Genomic DNA, 17867 nt, shown 5'->3' with positions numbered 1-17867 from the left:
TCCTGGACGTGCACACCTCCCTCGACGATCTCTGTGGCGCGGATCATCGGAATTCCGCCGGATGCCTTCTGCTGTCGCGCAATTCCGTAGGCGGCGTACTCGACCCCAGGGAACTCACGCAACTCAACGACGGGCCACGGAGTGGGGACATCATCCGATTCTGTAGTCATGCCTGCTCTCCAGGGCATCACGGACTCGGTTCCTGGCTGCGGCGCTACGATCCATGCACTCATACAGCTCGGCCTTCCGGTTCCGGTCTCCGTCACTTGAATGCAACTGCGCGGTGCCCCCGTTCCGTACGTAGCGTGCGGGAGTCAGATCGAAGCCCGCCTCAGCGATTTCCTCGTACCTCGCCGCACGGCACCATGGGACGGATTCAGGGTCCCCCTCGCCCTCACGGCGTCGAAGTCCCTGCCATTCACCGAAGATCTGCAGCAGGCGTTCGGCCGAGTCCTTTGCGAAGTGGCGCCGCTGCCCCTCCTTCGCTGCTGGCAGTTTCCCTGCATCCGCGAACAAGACCTGATCGGAGTGCAGCCGCTCCCCTTTGGCCAGCAGCCACAGCGCCGTGCTCGCGCTGGCGTGCGGAAAGAGCCACGTCGGCAAGGCCACGACGCCCACGACCAGGCCGTTCTCCAGCAGCCCCCGGCGGATCAGTCCGTCGGTGCTGTTGCTGCTGTGCGCCGCGCCGGAAGACAGCAGAACGACGGCCCGTCCTTGTGGCGTGAGATCGGCAAGGATGTGCTGGACCCAGGCGAAGTTCGCGTTACCCGGACGAGGCACCCCCAGGGTCCAGCGCCAGTCGTCCTTCAGTTCACCGTGCCCCCAGTCCCGCTGGTTCACAGGAGGGTTGGCGACGATCACGTCGGCCGGTATCGGTGAAGTGCCGGCCCTGAGGGTGTCAGCTCCTTCCTTGCCGAGGTCGGCAAGGAATCCGTGCAGGGCGAGGTTGACGGCTGCGGCATAACGCGCCGTCCGGTTGATATCCGCACCGGACAAGCGCACTTCACCCCCCTGCGCCCGAGCCCGGTGTGCGGCGGCGCGCAGCAGTCGCCCGCTGCCGCACACCGGGTCCCGAACAATCTCGCCTCCTCGGGGAGCGGCCAGCCCCGCGAAGAGGTACGCCAGGTCGTTTGACGTGAAGTAGTCATCGCCACGCGCATAGCGTGTCGAGTACGTGTCGAGGAGCACGTCAAGGAGTCTCGGGTCCGGATCCAGCTGCCGCACCTCCGCGATCAACTCACGGAGGGCCGGGTCGATGAGCTCAAAGGGACGGCTCACACCTTCGTCGCGATACGCAGGAAGACTGTGAGCGCGAGCAACGGGCGTATGCGGCCACACTGCGCCGAGCCTGGCCCCCGCAGACTCCGAACCCGGCCCCCACAACCGGCCCACCTCCGCTAGTGATCCATGGCGGGACCAGCAGTGAAGGTAGACCACTTGAAAGGCAAGCCGGTACGTCGTCGCAGCATCGGCGACGCTGCGTAGCTTCTCGACGGCCCGCAACACTCGCCGGTACTTCAGCCGCCCCTCTTCGTTCGCCCATTCCTCCTGGGTCACGACGACCTCAGCCAGGAGACGACCGCCAGCCCGATGAGAACAGCGGCTCCGCAGGCGGCACCACCGTTCTGGATGGCCGTGACGACCTCTCCCGCGCCCACGAAATCGAGGATGCCGGCCACGAGCCCCACCACCACGGACGCCAGGACGACCACCACCAACAGCAGCGCTCGCTGCGACATGCCACGACTCCCTCGGTTCCACCAGCAGTTAGCAGTTCTGCGGTTCGTTCCGCGGACTTGAAAGTAGTGGACTGACGCACCTCACGTCTCGCAGCACGGGAATTTGCTTTTGCCGTAAGGCGGTCGGGCGCAGCCCCTGCCGACCCCACGAAGGACATCCGGTCGGGCAGACGACCGCCCCGGTAAGCAGACGCTTGCCGGGGCCAGAAGCAAGATGAGCGAGGGTTATGCGTCGGCGGCCGAGCCGTCCTGGGACCACTTGTCGGCAAAGTGTTCCATCTGACGGATCACCAGGTCGATCGCTTCCTTGGACTGCTCCGGCGGGTAGCCGTGGCGGGCCAGGAGGCGCCTGATCGTGGCGCGGAGCCTGGCCCGGACCGGTTCGCGGGCGATCCAGTCCTTCTTGAGGTTCTTGCGGACCTGGACTACAAGGTCCCGGGCGATACCGGAGAGGACCTCGTCGCCCATGAGGTCGCGAGCGCTGCCGAGGTCGGCGACCGCGTCGTAGAAGGCGAGTTCGTCGTTCCCCAGCGGCGGGGTGAACTTCTCACCTCGCCGGGCGTCTTCCGCGACCGTCTTGGCCAGTTCCACCAGCTGGGCGATGATCTCGGCGCTGGTGAGCTGCTGACGCATGTAGCGGGTCATCAGGTCCTGGAGGCGGACCGAGAACGCGGTCTGGCGGACGATGTTGTGCCGGGTCTGCTCGCGCATCTTCTGCTCGACCAGGCGGCGCAGGGCTTCGGCGGCCAGGTGCGGGGTTTCGCTGTTCTGCAGGCGGCCGACGAGGGCGTCGCTGAGGTGGGTGAGGTCTGCCTTTTCCAGTCCGGCCTCGGAGAAGAGGTCGGTGACGCCGCCGGTCTCGACGACGGCGGAGGTGAGCTGGGAGAGGTAGAGGGCGACGTCGCGGGCGACGGGCAGGCCCTGGGCCTCACGGTCCATAGCGTCGAGCTTCGCCATGTACGTACGGACCTCGACGAGGAACTGGATGTCGCGCTTCCAGAAAGGCTGGTCGGTGAACCGGGAGGAGATGTTGGCGGAGGAGCCGGCCAAGGCAAAGAAGCGCTCCAGGCGGTAGCCGTGCTCGCGGAAGCGGCGGCTGAGGGTCTGATTCGGGTCGTCGAGCTGGTCGGGGTTGTTGCCCGGGGTGGCGGGGCTGCGGAGGTACTCGGCCGTGGTGTAGGCCGCCTTGATGAAAGCCTTCGGGTCGGGGCGGGAGAGGCGTTCGCGCCAGTTCCAGCCGAGGAGCATCTGGTCGAGGATGTCGTACTCGTTGCGGAGTTCGTCCAGGGCGCGGTCGATGTCCTGGCCGAGGGTCCGGTCCGCCTGGTCGTCGGCGGAGTACTCGGCGATGGCCTTCTGGAGGTTCTCGGTGAGGGGGGCGTAGCCGACGAGAAGGCCCTCCTCCTTCTTGCGGAAGCGGCGGTTGACGCGGGCGAGGGCCTGCATCAGGCCGGCGCCGCGCAGCGGCCGGTCCAGGTACATGGTGTGGATGGACGGCGCGTCGAAGCCGGTCAGGAGCATGTTGTTGACGATGAGGAGCTGGAGTTCGTCCTCGGGGTCCTTGGCACGGTTGATGACGGCCTTGCGCTGGGAGTCGCGAAGGGCGTGGGCGCGCAGTTCCTTGGAGTCCTTGCGGGAGTCCGAGGAGTAGACGATCTTCATTGCGCCGGTGGTCGGGTCGTCCGTGTGCCAGTCGGGGCGCAGGATCTTCAGGGCGTCGTAGACGTGGACGCAGATCTCGCGGGTGGCGCAGACGAGCATCGCCTTGCCGGGGGCTCCGCCGGGTGCGTCGTCGGCGTCCGCGACGAACGGCAGCATCGCCGCACGGCGCGCTTCCCAGTGTTCGACCAGGTCCTGGGTCAGGTCGCGTATCCGGGCGGGGGCGCCGTACATGGCGTTCATGGTGGCGACGGCCTGCTCGACGCGGGTGCGCTCGGTGTCGTCCAGGCCGTCGGTGATGCGGTCGGCCTCGGTGTCGATGGTGGTGGGGTCGACGTCGTGGTCGAGGACGAGCTGGACGACGCGGCTCTCGTGGTAGACCTTCACGGTCGCGCCGTCGCCGGCGGCCCGCTTGAGGTCGTAGGTGTCGATGTAGTCGCCGAAGACCTCGCGGGTGTTGCGGTCGGCCTCGGAGATCGGGGTGCCGGTGAAGGCGAGGAGCGTGGCGTGCGGGAGGGCGTCGCGCAGGTGACGGGCGTAGCCGTCGAGATGGTCGTAGTGACTGCGGTGGGCCTCGTCGACCACGACGACGATGTTGCGCCGCTCGGAGAGGAGCGGGTGGTCGGTCCCGGACTCCTTCTCCTGCTTGGTACGGCCGAACTTCTGCAGGGTGGTGAAGAGGATGCCGCCGGTGCGTTTGGCGGCAAGCTCTTCGCGGAGGGCAGCGCGGTTGAGGAACTGGTGGGGCTGTTCTGGGAGGACCTCGCTCTCCTTGAACGTGTCGAAGAGCTGGTCGTCGAGGTCGGTGCGGTCGGTGACGACCACGACGGTGGGGTTGTGCAGGGCGGGGTCGCGCATGACGAGGTTGGTGGTCAGCACCATTTCCTCGGACTTGCCCGAACCTTGGGTGTGCCAGACCACGCCGGCCTTGCCGTCGGTCGCGGCGGCGCGGCGCACGGCGTCGGCGGCGCGGGTGACCGCGAAGTACTGGTGCGGCTTTGCGATGCGCTTCATGCGCTTGGCCGGCACGAAGTTGATGAAGGACCGGACGAGGGCGAGGAAGCGGGGCTGGGTGAACAGGCCGTGCAGGGCGAGGTCCTGGCCGGTCGGGATGTCGACGTCGGCGTGGACGGCGGCAGCGTCCACGGTGTCCACGCGGGCGCCGAACTCGTCAGTGTTCCACGGGGCGAAGTGCTCGTACGGGGTGAAGGGAGTGCCGTACTTCGCTGTGATCCCGTCGGAGAGCAGCACGACCGAGTTGTAGCGGAAGGCGGTCGGGAACTCCTCGACGTAGTGCCGGATCTGGGTGTGCGCGGCGGCGAGGGTGGCATTCGGGTCGCCGGCCCGCTTGAGCTCGATGACGGCGAGCGGGAGACCGTTGACGTACAGGACGAGGTCGAAGCGACGGTTGCGCTCACCGTTGATCACGGTCACCTGACGGACGGCGCGGTACGTGTTCGCGTCCGCGTGCTCCAGGTCGACGATCCGGACAGTCGGCGTGTGCTCGGCGCCGAGTGCGTCGGTGTACGTGACGGAGTGGACGCCATCGGTCAGGTAGCCGTGCGCGGTCCGGTTCTCCTCGTACGTGTCCTGCGAGGTCGGGGTCGCGGCGGTCGCGAGAGCCTCACGCACGGCCTCCGGGGGGAGGGCAGGGTTGAGCCTCTCGATCGCCTCGCGGAGATCGGAGTAGAGGATCAGATCGTCCCAGGAACGGCGGTGGCCGGAGCCGGGGGTGAGCTCATTGCCCTCGGCCTTCGGCCAGTCGAGCTCCAAGAGCTCTTCGAGCGCGAGGAACTCCCAATCGATTTCGAGGGGGCGGAAGTTGTCGGGGGCGGGGGTGGGGGTGTCGGGGGTGTTGCTGCTGTCGTTGTCGTTCCCGTGTGTGGTCATACGTGGTCCTCGACAATCTTCTCGGCGTCCTTGACGCGGAGGCGGCCGGACATGAGTTGGGGGAGGAGGGTGTCGCGGAGAGTGGCGAGGGTCTTCGACTCACGGCGAGCCGCGAGAATCGACTGGGCCAGGGAACGAATCTGGTCGCCGACCTCACCAAACTGCCGGGGATCGACCACCTCCGTCTCCATCACCTCTGCTGGACGCACACGCTGGTGACTCTTGGAAGTGCCGGTGACCTTCGACGCCAGCTCCTCAAGGAACCTCCGCTGCGCCACTACCGACCAGAGATCATGCGTGGAGATGCCGAGGCCAGGAACAAGAACCAGGAACTCCGTTGACGCCAGAGAGGGAACCGACCCTTCAGGCACCACGTCCCAAACCCTTGGAATCTCAGGGTTCAGCTTGGACAGAAGGACCGCGGGGGAATCGATCACGAACTTCCCGCTCTTAATCGAGAGCGGAGAACAACGATCAGGAGCCTTCCCGGAATCGAAGGCCGGCAGGCTGTAGTGATCGACAAGATAGTCAGACATCTCCTGAGGGACCTTCTGAACCTTACTGAGATCGGCGATCTCGCTCAGCCGAATCCGCTTTTCCCATCGCTCATCGAAAGCCAGGGACAATGCCAGTTCGTCCGCCGTGGCCGCGATGCGCTCATTGACGGCGATCTTGTCGTCCAGCGCCCCGAGGATCCCCGAGACCGACTGCTGCACAGAAAGCGAAGGCCAAACAATGGGAACCGGATGCACATGGTTCCGATTGAGCGTCGGGTTCGACGATCCCACATCCATTCCCAGAAAATTGAGCGTGCCCAGGAAATAGTAGACAAACTGCGGATCATTCCCCTTGAAGTCCTTAACCCACAACGTAGTGTCGTGCGGCCAAAAATCACCATCTAGATAGAAGACCTTCCCCAAAGTCCCCTTCCTGCCCATCGCTACACCAGGGCCAGAAACCATCGCCGTATCGTGAAAACTTGAAATCCCGCCGGACGATACAACTGGTACATCGCCTGGGTTCTGCTGGGACTTAGTGATGTCGAACCCTCGCTGCAACGTCATAACGTCGCCCACCGTGGTCTGCCGCCAATCAGCCATCGATCTTCTCCAGCTGCTCCCGTACCGACTTCGCCAGCGCGTCCGACTTGTCGAACAGCTCGTACAGCTCCTCGGTCAGCCGTGTGATCTTCTCCGCGACCGCCTCTGCGTCCTCTTCCTCCGTCTCGGCCGCCCCGACATACCGCCCCGGCGTCAGCACGTACCCGTGCTCCTGGACCGTCTTCAGGTTCGCGCTCGCGCAGAACCCCGGCACGTCCGCGTACGACTCCCCCGCGTCCTTCGCGCTCGTCGTCCCGCGCCACGCGTGGTAGGTCCCCGCGATCTTTGCTAGGTCGGCCACCGTCAGGACGCGCTCGGTACGGTCGACCATCTCGCCCATGTCTCGGGCATCGATGAACAGAATCTCGCCCCGACGATCCGCAGCCGCTGTCCTTTGCCCCTTCACCCCCCCAGGCGACTTATCCTTCGCCAGGAACCACAAACAAGCCGGGATCGCCGTCGTCCGGAATAGCTGCGCCGGCAGCGCGACCATGCACGCCACCATGTCCCCGTCTACCAGCGCCTGCCGGATCTCGCCCTCGCCGCTCTGCTGGCTGCTCATCGAGCCGTTGGCGAGGACGACACCCGCCGTCCCCCGCTCCCCCAGCTTGCTGATCATGTGCTGGAGCCAGGCGTAGTTGGCGTTGTTCTTCGGCGGGACCCCGTACTTCCACCGCGCATCCGACTCGTTGCGCGCCCAGTCCTTGATGTTGAAGGGCGGGTTGGCCATGACGTAGTCGGCCTTCAGGTCCGGGTGCTTGTCGTCGGCGAAGGTGTCTCCCCAGCGGGCGGCGAGGTTGCCGTCGATGCCATGGATGGCGAGGTTCATCTTGGCCAGGCGCCAGGTGCGTTCGTTGAGTTCCTGGCCGTAGACAGAGATGTCGGCCTTGTGGCCGCGGCCGCGGTGGGCCTCGATGAACTTGGCGGCCTGGACGAACATGCCGCCGGAGCCGCAGGCCGGGTCGTACACCCGGCCCTCGTACGGTTCCAGGACTTCCACCAGGAGGCGGACGACGCTGCTCGGGGTGTAGAACTCGCCGCCGCGCTTGCCTTCCGCGCGGGCGAAGTTGCCAAGGAAGTACTCGTAGACCTCGCCGAGGACGTCCTGGGCGGGCTTGTCGTCGCTGCCGCCGAAGCGGGCGTCGGTAATGAGATCGACGAGTTCGGCCAGGCGCTTCTTGTCGACGTTGTCCTTGTTGAAGATCTTGGCGAGGACGCCGGTCAGCGACGGGTTGGCCTTCATGATGGCGTCCATCGCCTGGTCGAGGACCTCGCCGACGTTGCCGCTCTTGGCGTTGGCGGAGATCGAGGACCAACGGGCGCTCTCGGGCACCCAGAAGACATGGTGCCCGGTGTACTCGTCCTGGTCCTCCAGGAACTCCTCCAGGCGGTCTTCGGCGATGCCTTCCTCCGCGAGCTCCTTGGCGAGCTGTTCGCGGCGCTCTTCGAAGGCGTCGGAGACGTACTTGAGGAAGATCAGGCCGAGGACGAACTCCTTGTACTGGTTGGCGTCCATGGAGCCGCGCAGCTTGTCGGCGGCCTTCCAGAGGATGGCCTGGATCTCCTTGGGCGTGGAGGCGGTGAACAGCTCCACCTGGTCGGCGGGCTTCTTCTTCCGGGGAGGCATGGGCGCTCGGGTCTCCTTCAAGAGTCGGACGAGGGTCGGACGAGAGGGGGTTCGGTGAGGGTCAGCGTGCCGTCGACGAGGCCGGCGGCGGTCAGGGAGGTCAGGTCGTCGAGGGCCGCCGCGTGCTGGCGCAGCAGGGCCGTGCGGCGGGCGATGTCGGCCAGGAGGGTGTCGTACCGCTCGGCCTCGTCGCCGGGGAGGTCGGGGATGAGGAGGTCCTCTATGCGGCGAGCAGAGCGGACCGCGCCGCTCACCCGCCGGTGTTCGGTGGCCGCCGAGCGCAGGAGCGCCGCCAGGACGCGAGGCCGTACGGGATGCTCGGCGTCGGACCGTACGCGCAGGACGCGGGCGGAGAAGGCCACCACCGACAGACCCTCGTCGTCGACGTACGCGCCGAAGCTCGGGGTGGCGGTGACGACGATGTCGCCGGGTTCGGTGAAGTAGGCATGCTCGTAGGTGTTGAGGAGTACGGCGCGGTCGATGCGGTGGCTGTCGACCGGCGCGCTGCCGGTGATCTCGGCCGGGGTGAGGACGGTGTAGTGGCCGCCGCCGTCCGTGAGGAGGTGTTCGGCGGCGATGCGGTGGCCGGGCAGTCGGCGCAGGCGGCGGTCCTTGAGCAGGCGGGCCACGGTGGTGCGGCGGGTCGGCTGGTCGTCGGGGCGCAGGACGGCGTTGGCGCGGATCGTGGGCGTGTGGTCGAGGGCGCTACGGGTTTCGTCGATCAGCTGCTGCAGCCGGAGTTCGGTCTCGGAGATGCGGGCCGGGCGTTCGACGACGGTGCGGGTGTAGCGGTCGGCGTGCGGGCGGTGCTGCGGGGTGAACGCGGCACCGGGTGCGCCGGTCAGCGCGGTGGCCCGGACGACGGCAGCATTGCGCGGTTCGTGACGGCTGTCTGCCCGCCAACCGGCATCGCGGAAGATGTCGATGTCCTCGGCCAGCGCGTCCAGGGCCTGCGGGGTGAGGCTGCGTGAGGAGAGGTCGGCGAGGAGGACCTGGCCGGTGCGCTTGCCTTCGGGGGTGCGGTGCAGGATCCAGATCGCGGTGCGGTGGGCCGGGCGGAAGGGGAGTACGCCTTCGGGGAGGCTGATCGCGGCCTTGAGGAGGTGCTGTTTCAGGAAATCCCGGCGGAGGCGGTCCGCTTCCCCGCGTGCGGGCAGGGGCCGGACGAGCGCGTCGGCGGGTCCCAGGACGACGGCCGTGCGGTCCTCGGCGAGGAGGTCGGTGAGGTCCTGCAAGCTCTGCAGGACGGCGAGCGGGCTGCGGGTCTCGGCCGCCTCGTAAGGGAGGCAGCAGGCGATGACGTGTGGATTTCCCCAGTCTTCCGTGGCCAGTTCCTCACCGTCGGCAAGGTCCATCTCAAATTCCTGGACGCCCTGTGCCATGAGGCGGCGGCGGGCGAGCCGGGCCAGGTCCGGCATCGGGTCCGCGGAGAGGAAGAAGGGCGAATCCTCGGCATCGGACACTGATTCGCGCAGGGCGACTAGTAGATCGCCGCTTCGGGGATGGAGGACGGCGGCCGTTGCCCCTTCTTCGCGTTCGTTCAGTCGCGCGAGGCCGGTCAGGCGGGCCATCGTCCGGCTCACCGGCGGAATCGGTTCCTCGGCGGTGAGGTCGTCGCAGCCCAGGCGGCGGCGTGCGTCCATGACCCGTTCGAGCGCTTCGGCCGGGGTGTAGGCGGCCTCGGCGAGCTGGTCGGCGAGCACGGCGAGCAGAGGGCCCTGCCGTTCGGCGTCCGGCAGTTCGCGCAGCTCTCTTCGGAGGAAGGTGTCGTCGAAGTCGGTCTCGGCAGCACGCTCCAGGATCGTCTGCCAGGGCAGGTTGGCGAGCGGTTCGTCGAGGAGCTGACGCAGGCAGAGCAGTGCGGTCACTGTGTCGACCAGGGTGCGGGCGGGGATCACGCGCCTCCAGGCGGACAGGGTGTGCAGCACCAGCTCCGCCCGGATCTGGCCGGCGTCGGCATTGCCGCGGCCGGTGGACAGAAGCCATGCGGCGACTTCACGGCCGTCGAAGAGCGGGCTGACCCCCTCGTAAGCGACGGGCTCGGGGAAATCCGCGTGCCGACGGGCCCAGGTGGTGACGACGGGACGTTGGACCTGGGCCAAGGTCCCGATTTCGGCGTAACTGATCCGCCAGGAGATCTCCTCGGGCAGGATGGGAGCGGTTGCTTCACGTGTGCCGGCCATGCGGTTCCGCTCCCTTCGTGACGACTGCCTCGTGCTCTCGGTCGAGAACGTTTCTCCCAGTGCACCTCACACGCTACCGCCAGTCGAGCTCTCGGCTTCGTCAGCGGTTGATAACCAGGGTTATCAGGTTCTCGAACCATTTCACTCCAATCTTCTGGCACCTTCGTCACCATCACCCCGGCACCACCCGCCGGGACGCCAGCCCCATACGAGTCCGACCGCACCGGCGTCCTCATCGCCGCACCTCTGCTCCCTTGCCGGGCACTCACACCTGTCCGCATCGCCACCACCCGTCCCGCAAGGCCGCTCGTGTTAGCGAACCGCACCGCAACCTCGCCCCAGGAGACCTCTGTGTCCAGCACCGCGTCGAAGCGCACCCTGTACCGCCTGACCCACGTCAAGGCGACCACTGAGTCGATGCTCGAAGCCCTCGACGTCGGCGCCCTCGACACCCTGGACGCGGTCGTGCGCGACGTCAGCGATCACATGGGAGTTCCCGCCCTCGCGGTGTCCTTCGCCGTAGCGAAGGAGGAAGCCGCCTGGAGCAAGGATGTCCTCCGGCTCGCCGCCGAATCGGACTTGCTGCAGAGCGAGCAGCGCACCGGCGCACTGCTCGTGCTCGCCGTCGACGACGTGGTGTACGCGATCGGCTTCGACCAGGGCTACCGGCTTCTCCCCGCCCAGCTCAAGGACGCGCACTTCGGTCTGTCCTTCGGTATCCGCGCCATCAACCCCCGTCAGGTGCGGGACTTCACCGCCAGCGTCCTCGGCCAGGCGCGCATCGACAGTTCCCTGATCCATGCCGGCGCCTCCGTACCGGCACTCGGACTCCGGGACCACGGGCGGATCATCCGCCACCTCGGCGGCTACCTCGACGAAGTCGACCTCACCGCAGGGAGCGGCACCAGGAACGGGGCCATGACCGCGGAGGGCGGCATCGGTCTCCGTATCAAACTCGGCACCACCCCCGCCACACTGATCAAGGACATCCGCGCCATCGCCGCGATCTGCGAGCACGTCGTTCCCCAACCCGACCTGGCCTTCGTCGAGCACATCACCGCGGTCAAGGACCCTTCCCTCATCGACGCGCTCGACGCGGAACTGGACGCCACGCTCGGCCGTCCCGCAGACGGCCGGATCATCACCGCCGTCCCCTTCTCCCAGAGCACCGACCTGCCCCGGTCCACCGCCTGCACCATCAAGATCGGGTCCTGCCCGCCACACCTCCGGGACGAGTTCAGTCTCGACTACGTCCTGGAGCGGGCCCGTGTGATCAAGGCAGGCGCCCGCGTCTCGGCGCTCCGGCAGGGCACCGTCGAACTGTTTCGTGACACGCTCTCCGCACGGACCGCGCTCGCCCCGCGCACCGCCTCCCTGGAAGCCCTGTCCAAGGAAACCGCCATGAAGTGGATCGAGGCCACTTTCTCCCTCCGCTCCCGCACTTTCTGTCTGCTCGACGGTGAGTGGTACGAGCTCGGGGCGGGCTACCTGCGCAACGTCAACGAGACCGTGGCTCCCTTGTTCCCCGACGCGGCCTCCGTCGATCTCCCCCGCTGGCCGCTCGTCGAGAAGCTCAACAAGAAGGGTATGCGCGTGATGCGTCCCGTAGACGAAGGCGACTACAACAAGCTGGCCGCCCAGGCCCGTCGCGGCTGGGTCTGCCTGGACAAGAAGAATGTCCACAACCCTTTTCGGGCAAGCAACTCCGTCGAGATCTGTGACCTGTTCACCGAGGACGACACTCTTGTCCTCGTGAAGCCCGCGCACTCCTCTAGCCCGCTGAGTCACCTGTTCAGCCAGGCGCGCGTCTCCGTTGAGCTCCTCTTCGAGAATGCGGCCGTACGCGCGGAGTTCGCCCGGTCCGTACACGTCAACAGCGATCCGGCCCGCAGCATCCCCGAGGACTTCACCCCGCGCCGCGTCGTCTTCGCGATCCTTCTGAAGGACGGAGCCAAGCTCACGCCGGACTCCCTCTTCCCGTTCTCCGCCATCACCCTGGCCCAGACCGCGAAGGCCCTCGCCGCTCGCGGCGTGACCGTCGAAGTCATCGGCATCGAAAGCGAGTCGGCCCAGTCCGCCATGCGCGACGAGGCTGCGTAGCCGCCCGGGACTCTCGCCGTAAACACGCCCTCAATATCTCTCATCCGAACGAGGAGTCCTTTCAACAACCCAGAATTCCCGCAAGGGCAGCGGGCATCGTCTCCGGAGTCAGGGCACCCAGGGGACGGCGGGAGGCTACATGGAACAGGACCTCAACAAGCGGCAGCGGGCAGTGCTCGGCTGGGTGGGCCAGGGGTGTCCCGACGGAGTCTGGCCAGACAGCACGTACAAGACCAGCGGACAAGCCCTCAGAACCGAGGGCTCATCAAAGTCACCAAACGCCGCGGGCATTGGAGCGCCCACCTCACCGAGAAGGGGCGGCAGCATCTCATCGAACGCGGCATCCGCCCCGTGGAGCAGAGCACCCGACCGCCGGAGCGCCCCGCCCGAAAATCGGCACCGTCGCGCCCCCGAGCCGTGCCGAAGGCCCTTGCGAACTACGCGGACCAGCTACTCGATGAACTGGCCGTTGCGAACGACGGCTGTCTCATCAAGCCCATCGAATCCGGCCCGCACGCGGTGAATTGGGCGTCACGGGTCAACGCCGCCCGCAAGTCCGGCAAGATCCCCCACACGCAGGAAATCCACGGATACCGCACCCACCGCGGCTACGAGATCAAGCTGGTCGACATCCCTGCTTGGCGCCTCGCGGAACTCACCCCGCTCCCTGTGCTGGCCAGACTCACCAAACCCCATGCCGTCGTGGCCGCCCTCCAAAAGCAACCGCAGCCCATGGGCCTGACCAAACCCCTCCAGGGCCGAGCCCTGCGCATCATCCAAACCCTCATCGCCGCCACCACAGCCCAAGGCCACACGACATCGCTCGGAACCACACAAGGCGCGCCCCCGCCCCATAGGCGCCGCACGGCACCACCGCACTTCTCCATCACCGCCCAAGGCGAAAGTGTCGGAGTCCTCGTCCTCCAAGAACAGGACCGCAGCGAACACGTCCCCACAGACAAGGAACTCGCCGACGCCAAGAAGCACTCATGGATGCGCATCCCCCGCTTCGACTACACCCCCTCCAGCCGCCTACGCTTCATACTCCGCGGCGGCAGCCCGCACCGTGCAAGCGAATGGGCAGATCTCCCCGACCGGCCTCTGGAAGAACAACTCGCCGAGATCGTGCAGGAGGTCGGACTCCGCGGCGAGGTCGCAGAACGCAAACGCCTTGCAGACCAGCAAGCCAGAGAGGTACAGCAAAAGCGCTGGGAAGCCGCCATGCAGGAAGCCCACGCCGCCTACGCCCACGCCTACCGCGTCAAACACCTGGGGAACAGGCAGACACCTGGTACCAGGCCAGCCGCCTGACTGAATACGTCGCAGCAGTAGGCGTCCATGCCACATCACTTCCGCCCGGGCAGGAGCGGACCGAGGTCGAGGCGTGGCTCGCGTTCGCGGACGCGCACCTCCAAAACCTCACCGAATCGGCCTCAGCGCCGAAACTGCCCACGCCGCCGAAACCCAGCGGCGACGACCTCAAGCCCTTCCTCGGTCACTGGAGCCCCTACGGACCTCGCTCCTACTGAGCCGGACCAAGGGAAATCACACCGCCACGAGCCGGACCCGCTCGCCGCACAGCTTGGCCATGTCGTCAATATCGGAAGTCAGCATGACCACGGGCCGGTGCTGTCGCAGCGCGGCCTCGGCGACGGCCGCGTCGATCGCGTACTTGTGTCCGTGCAACCCGGCATTCATCAGCAACTGCGAGGCCGCCCTCGCCTCCTCGTCACCGACCGGGACGACCCGCAGCCCGGAAAGCACCCAGTTCAGACGGGACTTGTTCGTACGAGCGTGCACGGCTTCGATAATGGTGAGCGCACAGATCACGACCTCCATGCCGCGCGAGCGCGCCTCAGCGATCAGAGCCACCACCTGCTCGTCGTCAGCGAGCAACTTCGAGAGTCCCTCACTGTCGAGGACCAGCGTCCCCTCGTGACTCAACCTACGGCGGGCCACTCGGCCTCCTCGGCGAACACCTCGTCGAAGACCTGCCGCGCCCGCTGACGAGCCGGCTCGGAGACCGGCCCCTTACGACTCTCGTAGTCCGCCAGGTACTCGTCCAAAACCTGCCCACGCAGCTCACGCTCGACCGCCTCGGCGATGAACGCGGAAAACTCCCGCTTCCCCACTCGCGCCCGGATCGCCTCCGCCGTCCCCTCCGGCAGCGACAGGCTCACCCGCGTCGCCGGCCCTTCTCCGATGCCGTACATCGCCTCACCCATACCTCGAGTGTGTCAAACGAGTAGGAAAAGCGCCACGCCGCGCACTACCTTCACAGCTCGGCCTGTGCCCTGCTCGCGCAAATCCCAGCACGGGGCACCCCCATCCCATCCCATCCCAGCGCAATCCCAGCACGGTACGGATGACCAGGGGTGACGGCAGGTGACAAGGGGTCAGCTATCCCAGCACCATCCCAGCACGGGAAAGAACCAAGGGCCCGACCCTGAAGAGTCGGACCCTATCTGACCTGCATGTTTGCCAGATCAGCAACGTGGTGATAAGTCAGCCGCTACACATTGAAGCGGAACTCCACCACGTCCCCGTCCTGCATCACATACTCCTTGCCCTCCATGCGGGCCTTGCCCTTGGCGCGGGCCTCGGCGACGGAGCCGGTTTCCACCAGGTCGTCGAAGGAGATGATCTCCGCCTTGATGAAGCCCTTCTGGAAGTCGGTGTGGATCACACCGGCCGCCTCGGGGGCCGTGGCGCCCTTCTTGATGGTCCACGCGCGGGCTTCCTTCGGGCCTGCCGTGAGGTAGGTCTGGAGGCCCAGGGTCTCGAAGCCGACGCGGCCGAGGGTGGCGAGGCCGGGCTCTTCCTGGCCCATGGACTGGAGCAGTTCGAGGGCCTCGTCGTCGTCGAGCTCGATCAGCTCGGACTCGATCTTGGCGTTCAGGAAGATAGCCTCGGCGGGGGCGACCAGGGCGCGCTGCTCGTTCTTGAAGTCCTCGTCGACCAGTTCGTCCTCGTCGACGTTGAAGACGTACAGGAACGGCTTGACGGTGAGCAGGTGCAGCTCGTGGAGGAGCCGGCCCTTCTCCGTGCCGGCGGTGATGCCCGCGGCGAAGAGCGTCTGGCCGGACTCCAGGATCTTCTGGGCCTCCTCGACCGCGGCCAGGACCGCGACCTTGTCCTTCTGGAGGCGGGACTCCTTCGTCAGGCGCGGGACGGCCTTCTCGACGGACTGGAGGTCGGCGAGGATCAGCTCGGTGTTGATCGTCTCGATGTCGTCCTTCGGCGAGACCTTGCCGTCGACGTGGATGACGTTCTCGTCCTTGAAGGCCCGGATGACCTGGCAGATCGCGTCGGACTCGCGGATGTTCGCGAGGAACTTGTTGCCCAGGCCCTCGCCCTCCGAAGCGCCGCGGACGATGCCGGCGATGTCGACGAAGTCCACCGTCGCCGGGAGGAGCCGCTCGGACTTGAAGATCTCCGCGAGCTTGTTCAGGCGCGGGTCCGGGACGCCGACCACGCCGACGTTCGGCTCGATCGTGGCGAACGGGTAGTTGGCCGCCAGCACGTCGTTCTTGGTCAGGGCGTTGAACAGGGTCGACTTGCCGACATTCGGCAGACCGACGATTCCGATACTAGTACTCATGGCACAAACATCCGCTCAAGATCAAGAAGGGTGGGATCGGCCGCGACTCCAGGCGTGCTCACCGGCCCCTCGTTTCCGCGGCAGCCCGAGCACGCCATCGCCTACGTGCGCGTATCACGGTACAGGGACAAGGGCGAGTAGGTCTCCTCCGAACCCCAGTTCGACACCTCGGTGTGGCCCGTCGCCGCCGGCCCCGGAGCCGCCACCAGAAGTGTCACTGCTTATCGGGGTCGCCTCCGGCCCGCAGTGAGGCCCTGCGGAGTTCCTCTGCGGTGATCAGGGCCTCATGCGTACCGTGATGACCGCAGGCGAACGCGCCCGACACCGAACCGGCGAGGACGCTGGCGCCCAGGTCCCCACCGTTGAGCCGGGTGTGCAGGAACGCGGTGAGGAAGGCGTCGCCGGCGCCGTTGCTGTCCACGACCGGCCGTTCCGGCACCACTGCCGGGAAGTGCCGGACCACGCCGTCCCCGTGCCGTTCCAGTACGAAGCACCCGTTGTCGCCGTCCGTGGCGACGGCCACCTCGGCCCGCCCCTCCGAGATGATCGTGCGGAGCCCGTCGGCCACCCGGTCCTTGAGCACCGCCGCGCTGAAGAAGACATGGTCGGCTCCGTACGCCCAGGGGTGGGAGGCCGGGTTCGATCCGTCCCAGGCGTGCAGGTCCGTGGAGACGGTACGACCGCCCGCGCGTGCCGCGTCGAACAGCTCCCGATTGAAGTGGCTGTAGGACAGGTGGATGTGCCGGGCGCGGTCGAAGTGCGGGCCGCAGAAGGTCTGCGGCATCAGCAGGTCCGCGGGATGGCGTCCGTCGTAGAAGGAGAACCGGCGTCCGGCCTTGTCCACCAGGTTGACGCTGCGCGGTGTTCCCGCAGGGGCGGGCAGGTAGTCGCAGGGCAGGCCGACGTCCCGGTACCGGTCCAGGATCTTACGACCCAGCAGGTCCTCACCGATGTAGTCGATGAACTGCGTCTTCCTGCCCAGTGCGTGGAAGCCCAGGGCCACGCCGTTGCCGGTGTGCGCCACGTAGTCGCGGATGGGCGGCACCGGCAGATAGTCGCCGTCGGGCACGGTCAACTCGTCCACGCGCACGATCGAGTCGATGCCGGAACCGCCCACTACCAGTACGTCGTATTCCATGTGCTGTTCCCCTGTCTCCAGTGCCACAAGTGGTCCAGTAGACCTCGGTCCGAGTGGTCGGTCGACACCTGCTTCGAGATCGACGGCGCGGGTGCTCAACAGTGCGGCTTTTCGGCCGTGTGACATCGAACGCAACCCCAAGGTCGGCCAAAGCGCGTGTCCAACGCCTGATTCCCCGCCCTCCGCGACCTACGTTGTGCGGGTGGAGCAGCACAGGACACGACCCCCGCAGCGCAGGCAGCCCCCGCAGGCCGCGCCCGCCCCGCCCGAGCCGGGCGGCATGCCCGTCGAGAGTTCCGCCGTGTACCGGGTGCGGGTGCGCAGCGTGCCGCCCGTGGTCCTCGCGCTGCGGCGGTTCCCCAACCCCCGGCTCACCGGGATCGGGGCCGGGCTGTTCGCCGCGCTCACGATGTTCGTGCTCGCCTGCGTCGACCGGCTGCTGTTCGGCAGCTCGGAGCTCGTCTACGGGCTGCTCTTCCTGCCCGTCAGCGCGCTGACCGCGCTCTGGGTCCGTCCCGCCGATCTGGTCACCGCGCCGATCAGCGTGCCCATCGCCTTCGCCGTCGGGGTGTTCCCGATCTCCGGAGGGTCCGACGGGGTCGGCGGGCAGATCATGGGCCTGGTCACCGCCCTCGCCGTGCACGCCGGCTGGCTGTACGGCGGAACGCTGATCGCCGGCCTCATCGCCTCCGTACGCAAGGTGCGGCAGATGCGGGCCCGGCGGCGCTATGTGCTGGCCCAGGGGCGTGGCGCCGCCCCCGAGCGGGCGCCCCGGGCCGCCGCCGCGGCCGCGAAGCCCGTACGGGCCGGGGCGGGCGGTACGGCCGGTG

At 67.2% G+C, this 17867-nt stretch carries 13 protein-coding genes; 3 read left to right on the top strand and 10 right to left on the bottom strand.

Going from position 1 to position 17867, the window contains the following annotated elements:
- Positions 1-150: 150 nt before the first annotated feature.
- The 6 genes from G3I54_RS29660 to G3I54_RS29635 form a co-directional block, all read right to left on the bottom strand.
- Positions 151-1557 (bottom strand): N-6 DNA methylase, encoded by a 1407-nt coding sequence (locus G3I54_RS29660; protein WP_343240459.1) that lies wholly within the window; start codon positions 1555-1557, stop codon positions 151-153.
- The gene (locus tag G3I54_RS29655) at positions 1554-1739 is read right to left on the bottom strand and encodes a hypothetical protein (RefSeq protein WP_018100890.1); all 186 of its coding nucleotides are present in this window, start codon (positions 1737-1739) and stop codon (positions 1554-1556) included. The genes G3I54_RS29660 and G3I54_RS29655 overlap by 4 nt, the downstream gene beginning before the upstream one ends.
- 225 nt (positions 1740-1964) lie before the next feature.
- On the bottom strand, positions 1965-5288 hold the full coding sequence (locus G3I54_RS29650; RefSeq protein ID WP_164618957.1) for a type I restriction endonuclease subunit R: 3324 nt from the start codon (positions 5286-5288) through the stop codon (positions 1965-1967).
- Positions 5285-6388 (bottom strand): restriction endonuclease subunit S, encoded by a 1104-nt coding sequence (locus G3I54_RS29645; protein ID WP_164357148.1) that lies wholly within the window; start codon positions 6386-6388, stop codon positions 5285-5287. Before G3I54_RS29645 ends, G3I54_RS29650 begins: the two co-directional genes overlap by 4 nt.
- Positions 6381-8015: a class I SAM-dependent DNA methyltransferase gene (locus G3I54_RS29640; protein WP_164357149.1), complete on the bottom strand. Its 1635-nt coding sequence runs from the start codon at positions 8013-8015 to the stop codon at positions 6381-6383. The genes G3I54_RS29645 and G3I54_RS29640 overlap by 8 nt, the downstream gene beginning before the upstream one ends.
- 17 nt (positions 8016-8032) lie before the next feature.
- Positions 8033-10198 (bottom strand): hypothetical protein, encoded by a 2166-nt coding sequence (locus G3I54_RS29635; RefSeq protein ID WP_164618955.1) that lies wholly within the window; start codon positions 10196-10198, stop codon positions 8033-8035.
- 351 nt (positions 10199-10549) lie between these two features.
- Between G3I54_RS29635 and G3I54_RS29630 the strand changes: the two genes are divergently transcribed.
- Together G3I54_RS29630 and G3I54_RS39815 are read left to right on the top strand one after the other, a co-directional pair.
- A complete protein-coding gene (locus G3I54_RS29630) occupies positions 10550-12298 on the top strand; it encodes a DUF6119 family protein (protein WP_164618953.1) in 1749 nt (582 codons plus the stop codon).
- 351 nt (positions 12299-12649) lie between these two features.
- A complete protein-coding gene (locus tag G3I54_RS39815) occupies positions 12650-13609 on the top strand; it encodes a hypothetical protein (RefSeq protein ID WP_239144643.1) in 960 nt (319 codons plus the stop codon).
- Positions 13610-13843: 234 nt separating this feature from the next.
- Here G3I54_RS39815 and G3I54_RS29620 read toward each other — a convergent pair whose 3' ends face one another.
- The 4 genes from G3I54_RS29620 to G3I54_RS29605 all read right to left on the bottom strand — a co-directional run bounded on the left by G3I54_RS29620 (position 13844) and on the right by G3I54_RS29605 (position 17037).
- Positions 13844-14257 (bottom strand): DNA-binding protein, encoded by a 414-nt coding sequence (locus tag G3I54_RS29620; RefSeq protein WP_164618951.1) that lies wholly within the window; start codon positions 14255-14257, stop codon positions 13844-13846.
- On the bottom strand, positions 14239-14523 hold the full coding sequence (locus tag G3I54_RS29615; protein ID WP_164618949.1) for a hypothetical protein: 285 nt from the start codon (positions 14521-14523) through the stop codon (positions 14239-14241). The genes G3I54_RS29620 and G3I54_RS29615 overlap by 19 nt, the downstream gene beginning before the upstream one ends.
- A gap of 287 nt (positions 14524-14810) precedes the next feature.
- Entirely contained in the window at positions 14811-15899 is a 1089-nt protein-coding gene (gene ychF / locus G3I54_RS29610; RefSeq protein ID WP_164618947.1) for a redox-regulated ATPase YchF, read from the bottom strand.
- Between the two features lie 214 nt (positions 15900-16113).
- Positions 16114-17037 carry a carbohydrate kinase family protein gene (locus tag G3I54_RS29605; RefSeq protein ID WP_164618945.1) on the bottom strand — a complete coding sequence of 308 codons (924 nt, stop codon included), beginning with the start codon at positions 17035-17037 and terminating at the stop codon, positions 16114-16116.
- Positions 17038-17338: 301 nt separating this feature from the next.
- On the opposite strand from G3I54_RS29605, the gene G3I54_RS29600 reads away from it, so the two are divergent.
- The coding region (locus tag G3I54_RS29600; RefSeq protein WP_343240466.1) for a DUF6542 domain-containing protein at positions 17339-17867 on the top strand (529 nt) is incomplete at its 3' end.

The organism is Streptomyces sp. SID14515 (assembly GCF_010548505.1).
Lineage (GTDB): Bacteria > Actinomycetota > Actinomycetes > Streptomycetales > Streptomycetaceae > Streptomyces > Streptomyces caviscabies.
This window is presented reverse-complemented; position numbering and strand designations above follow the sequence as displayed.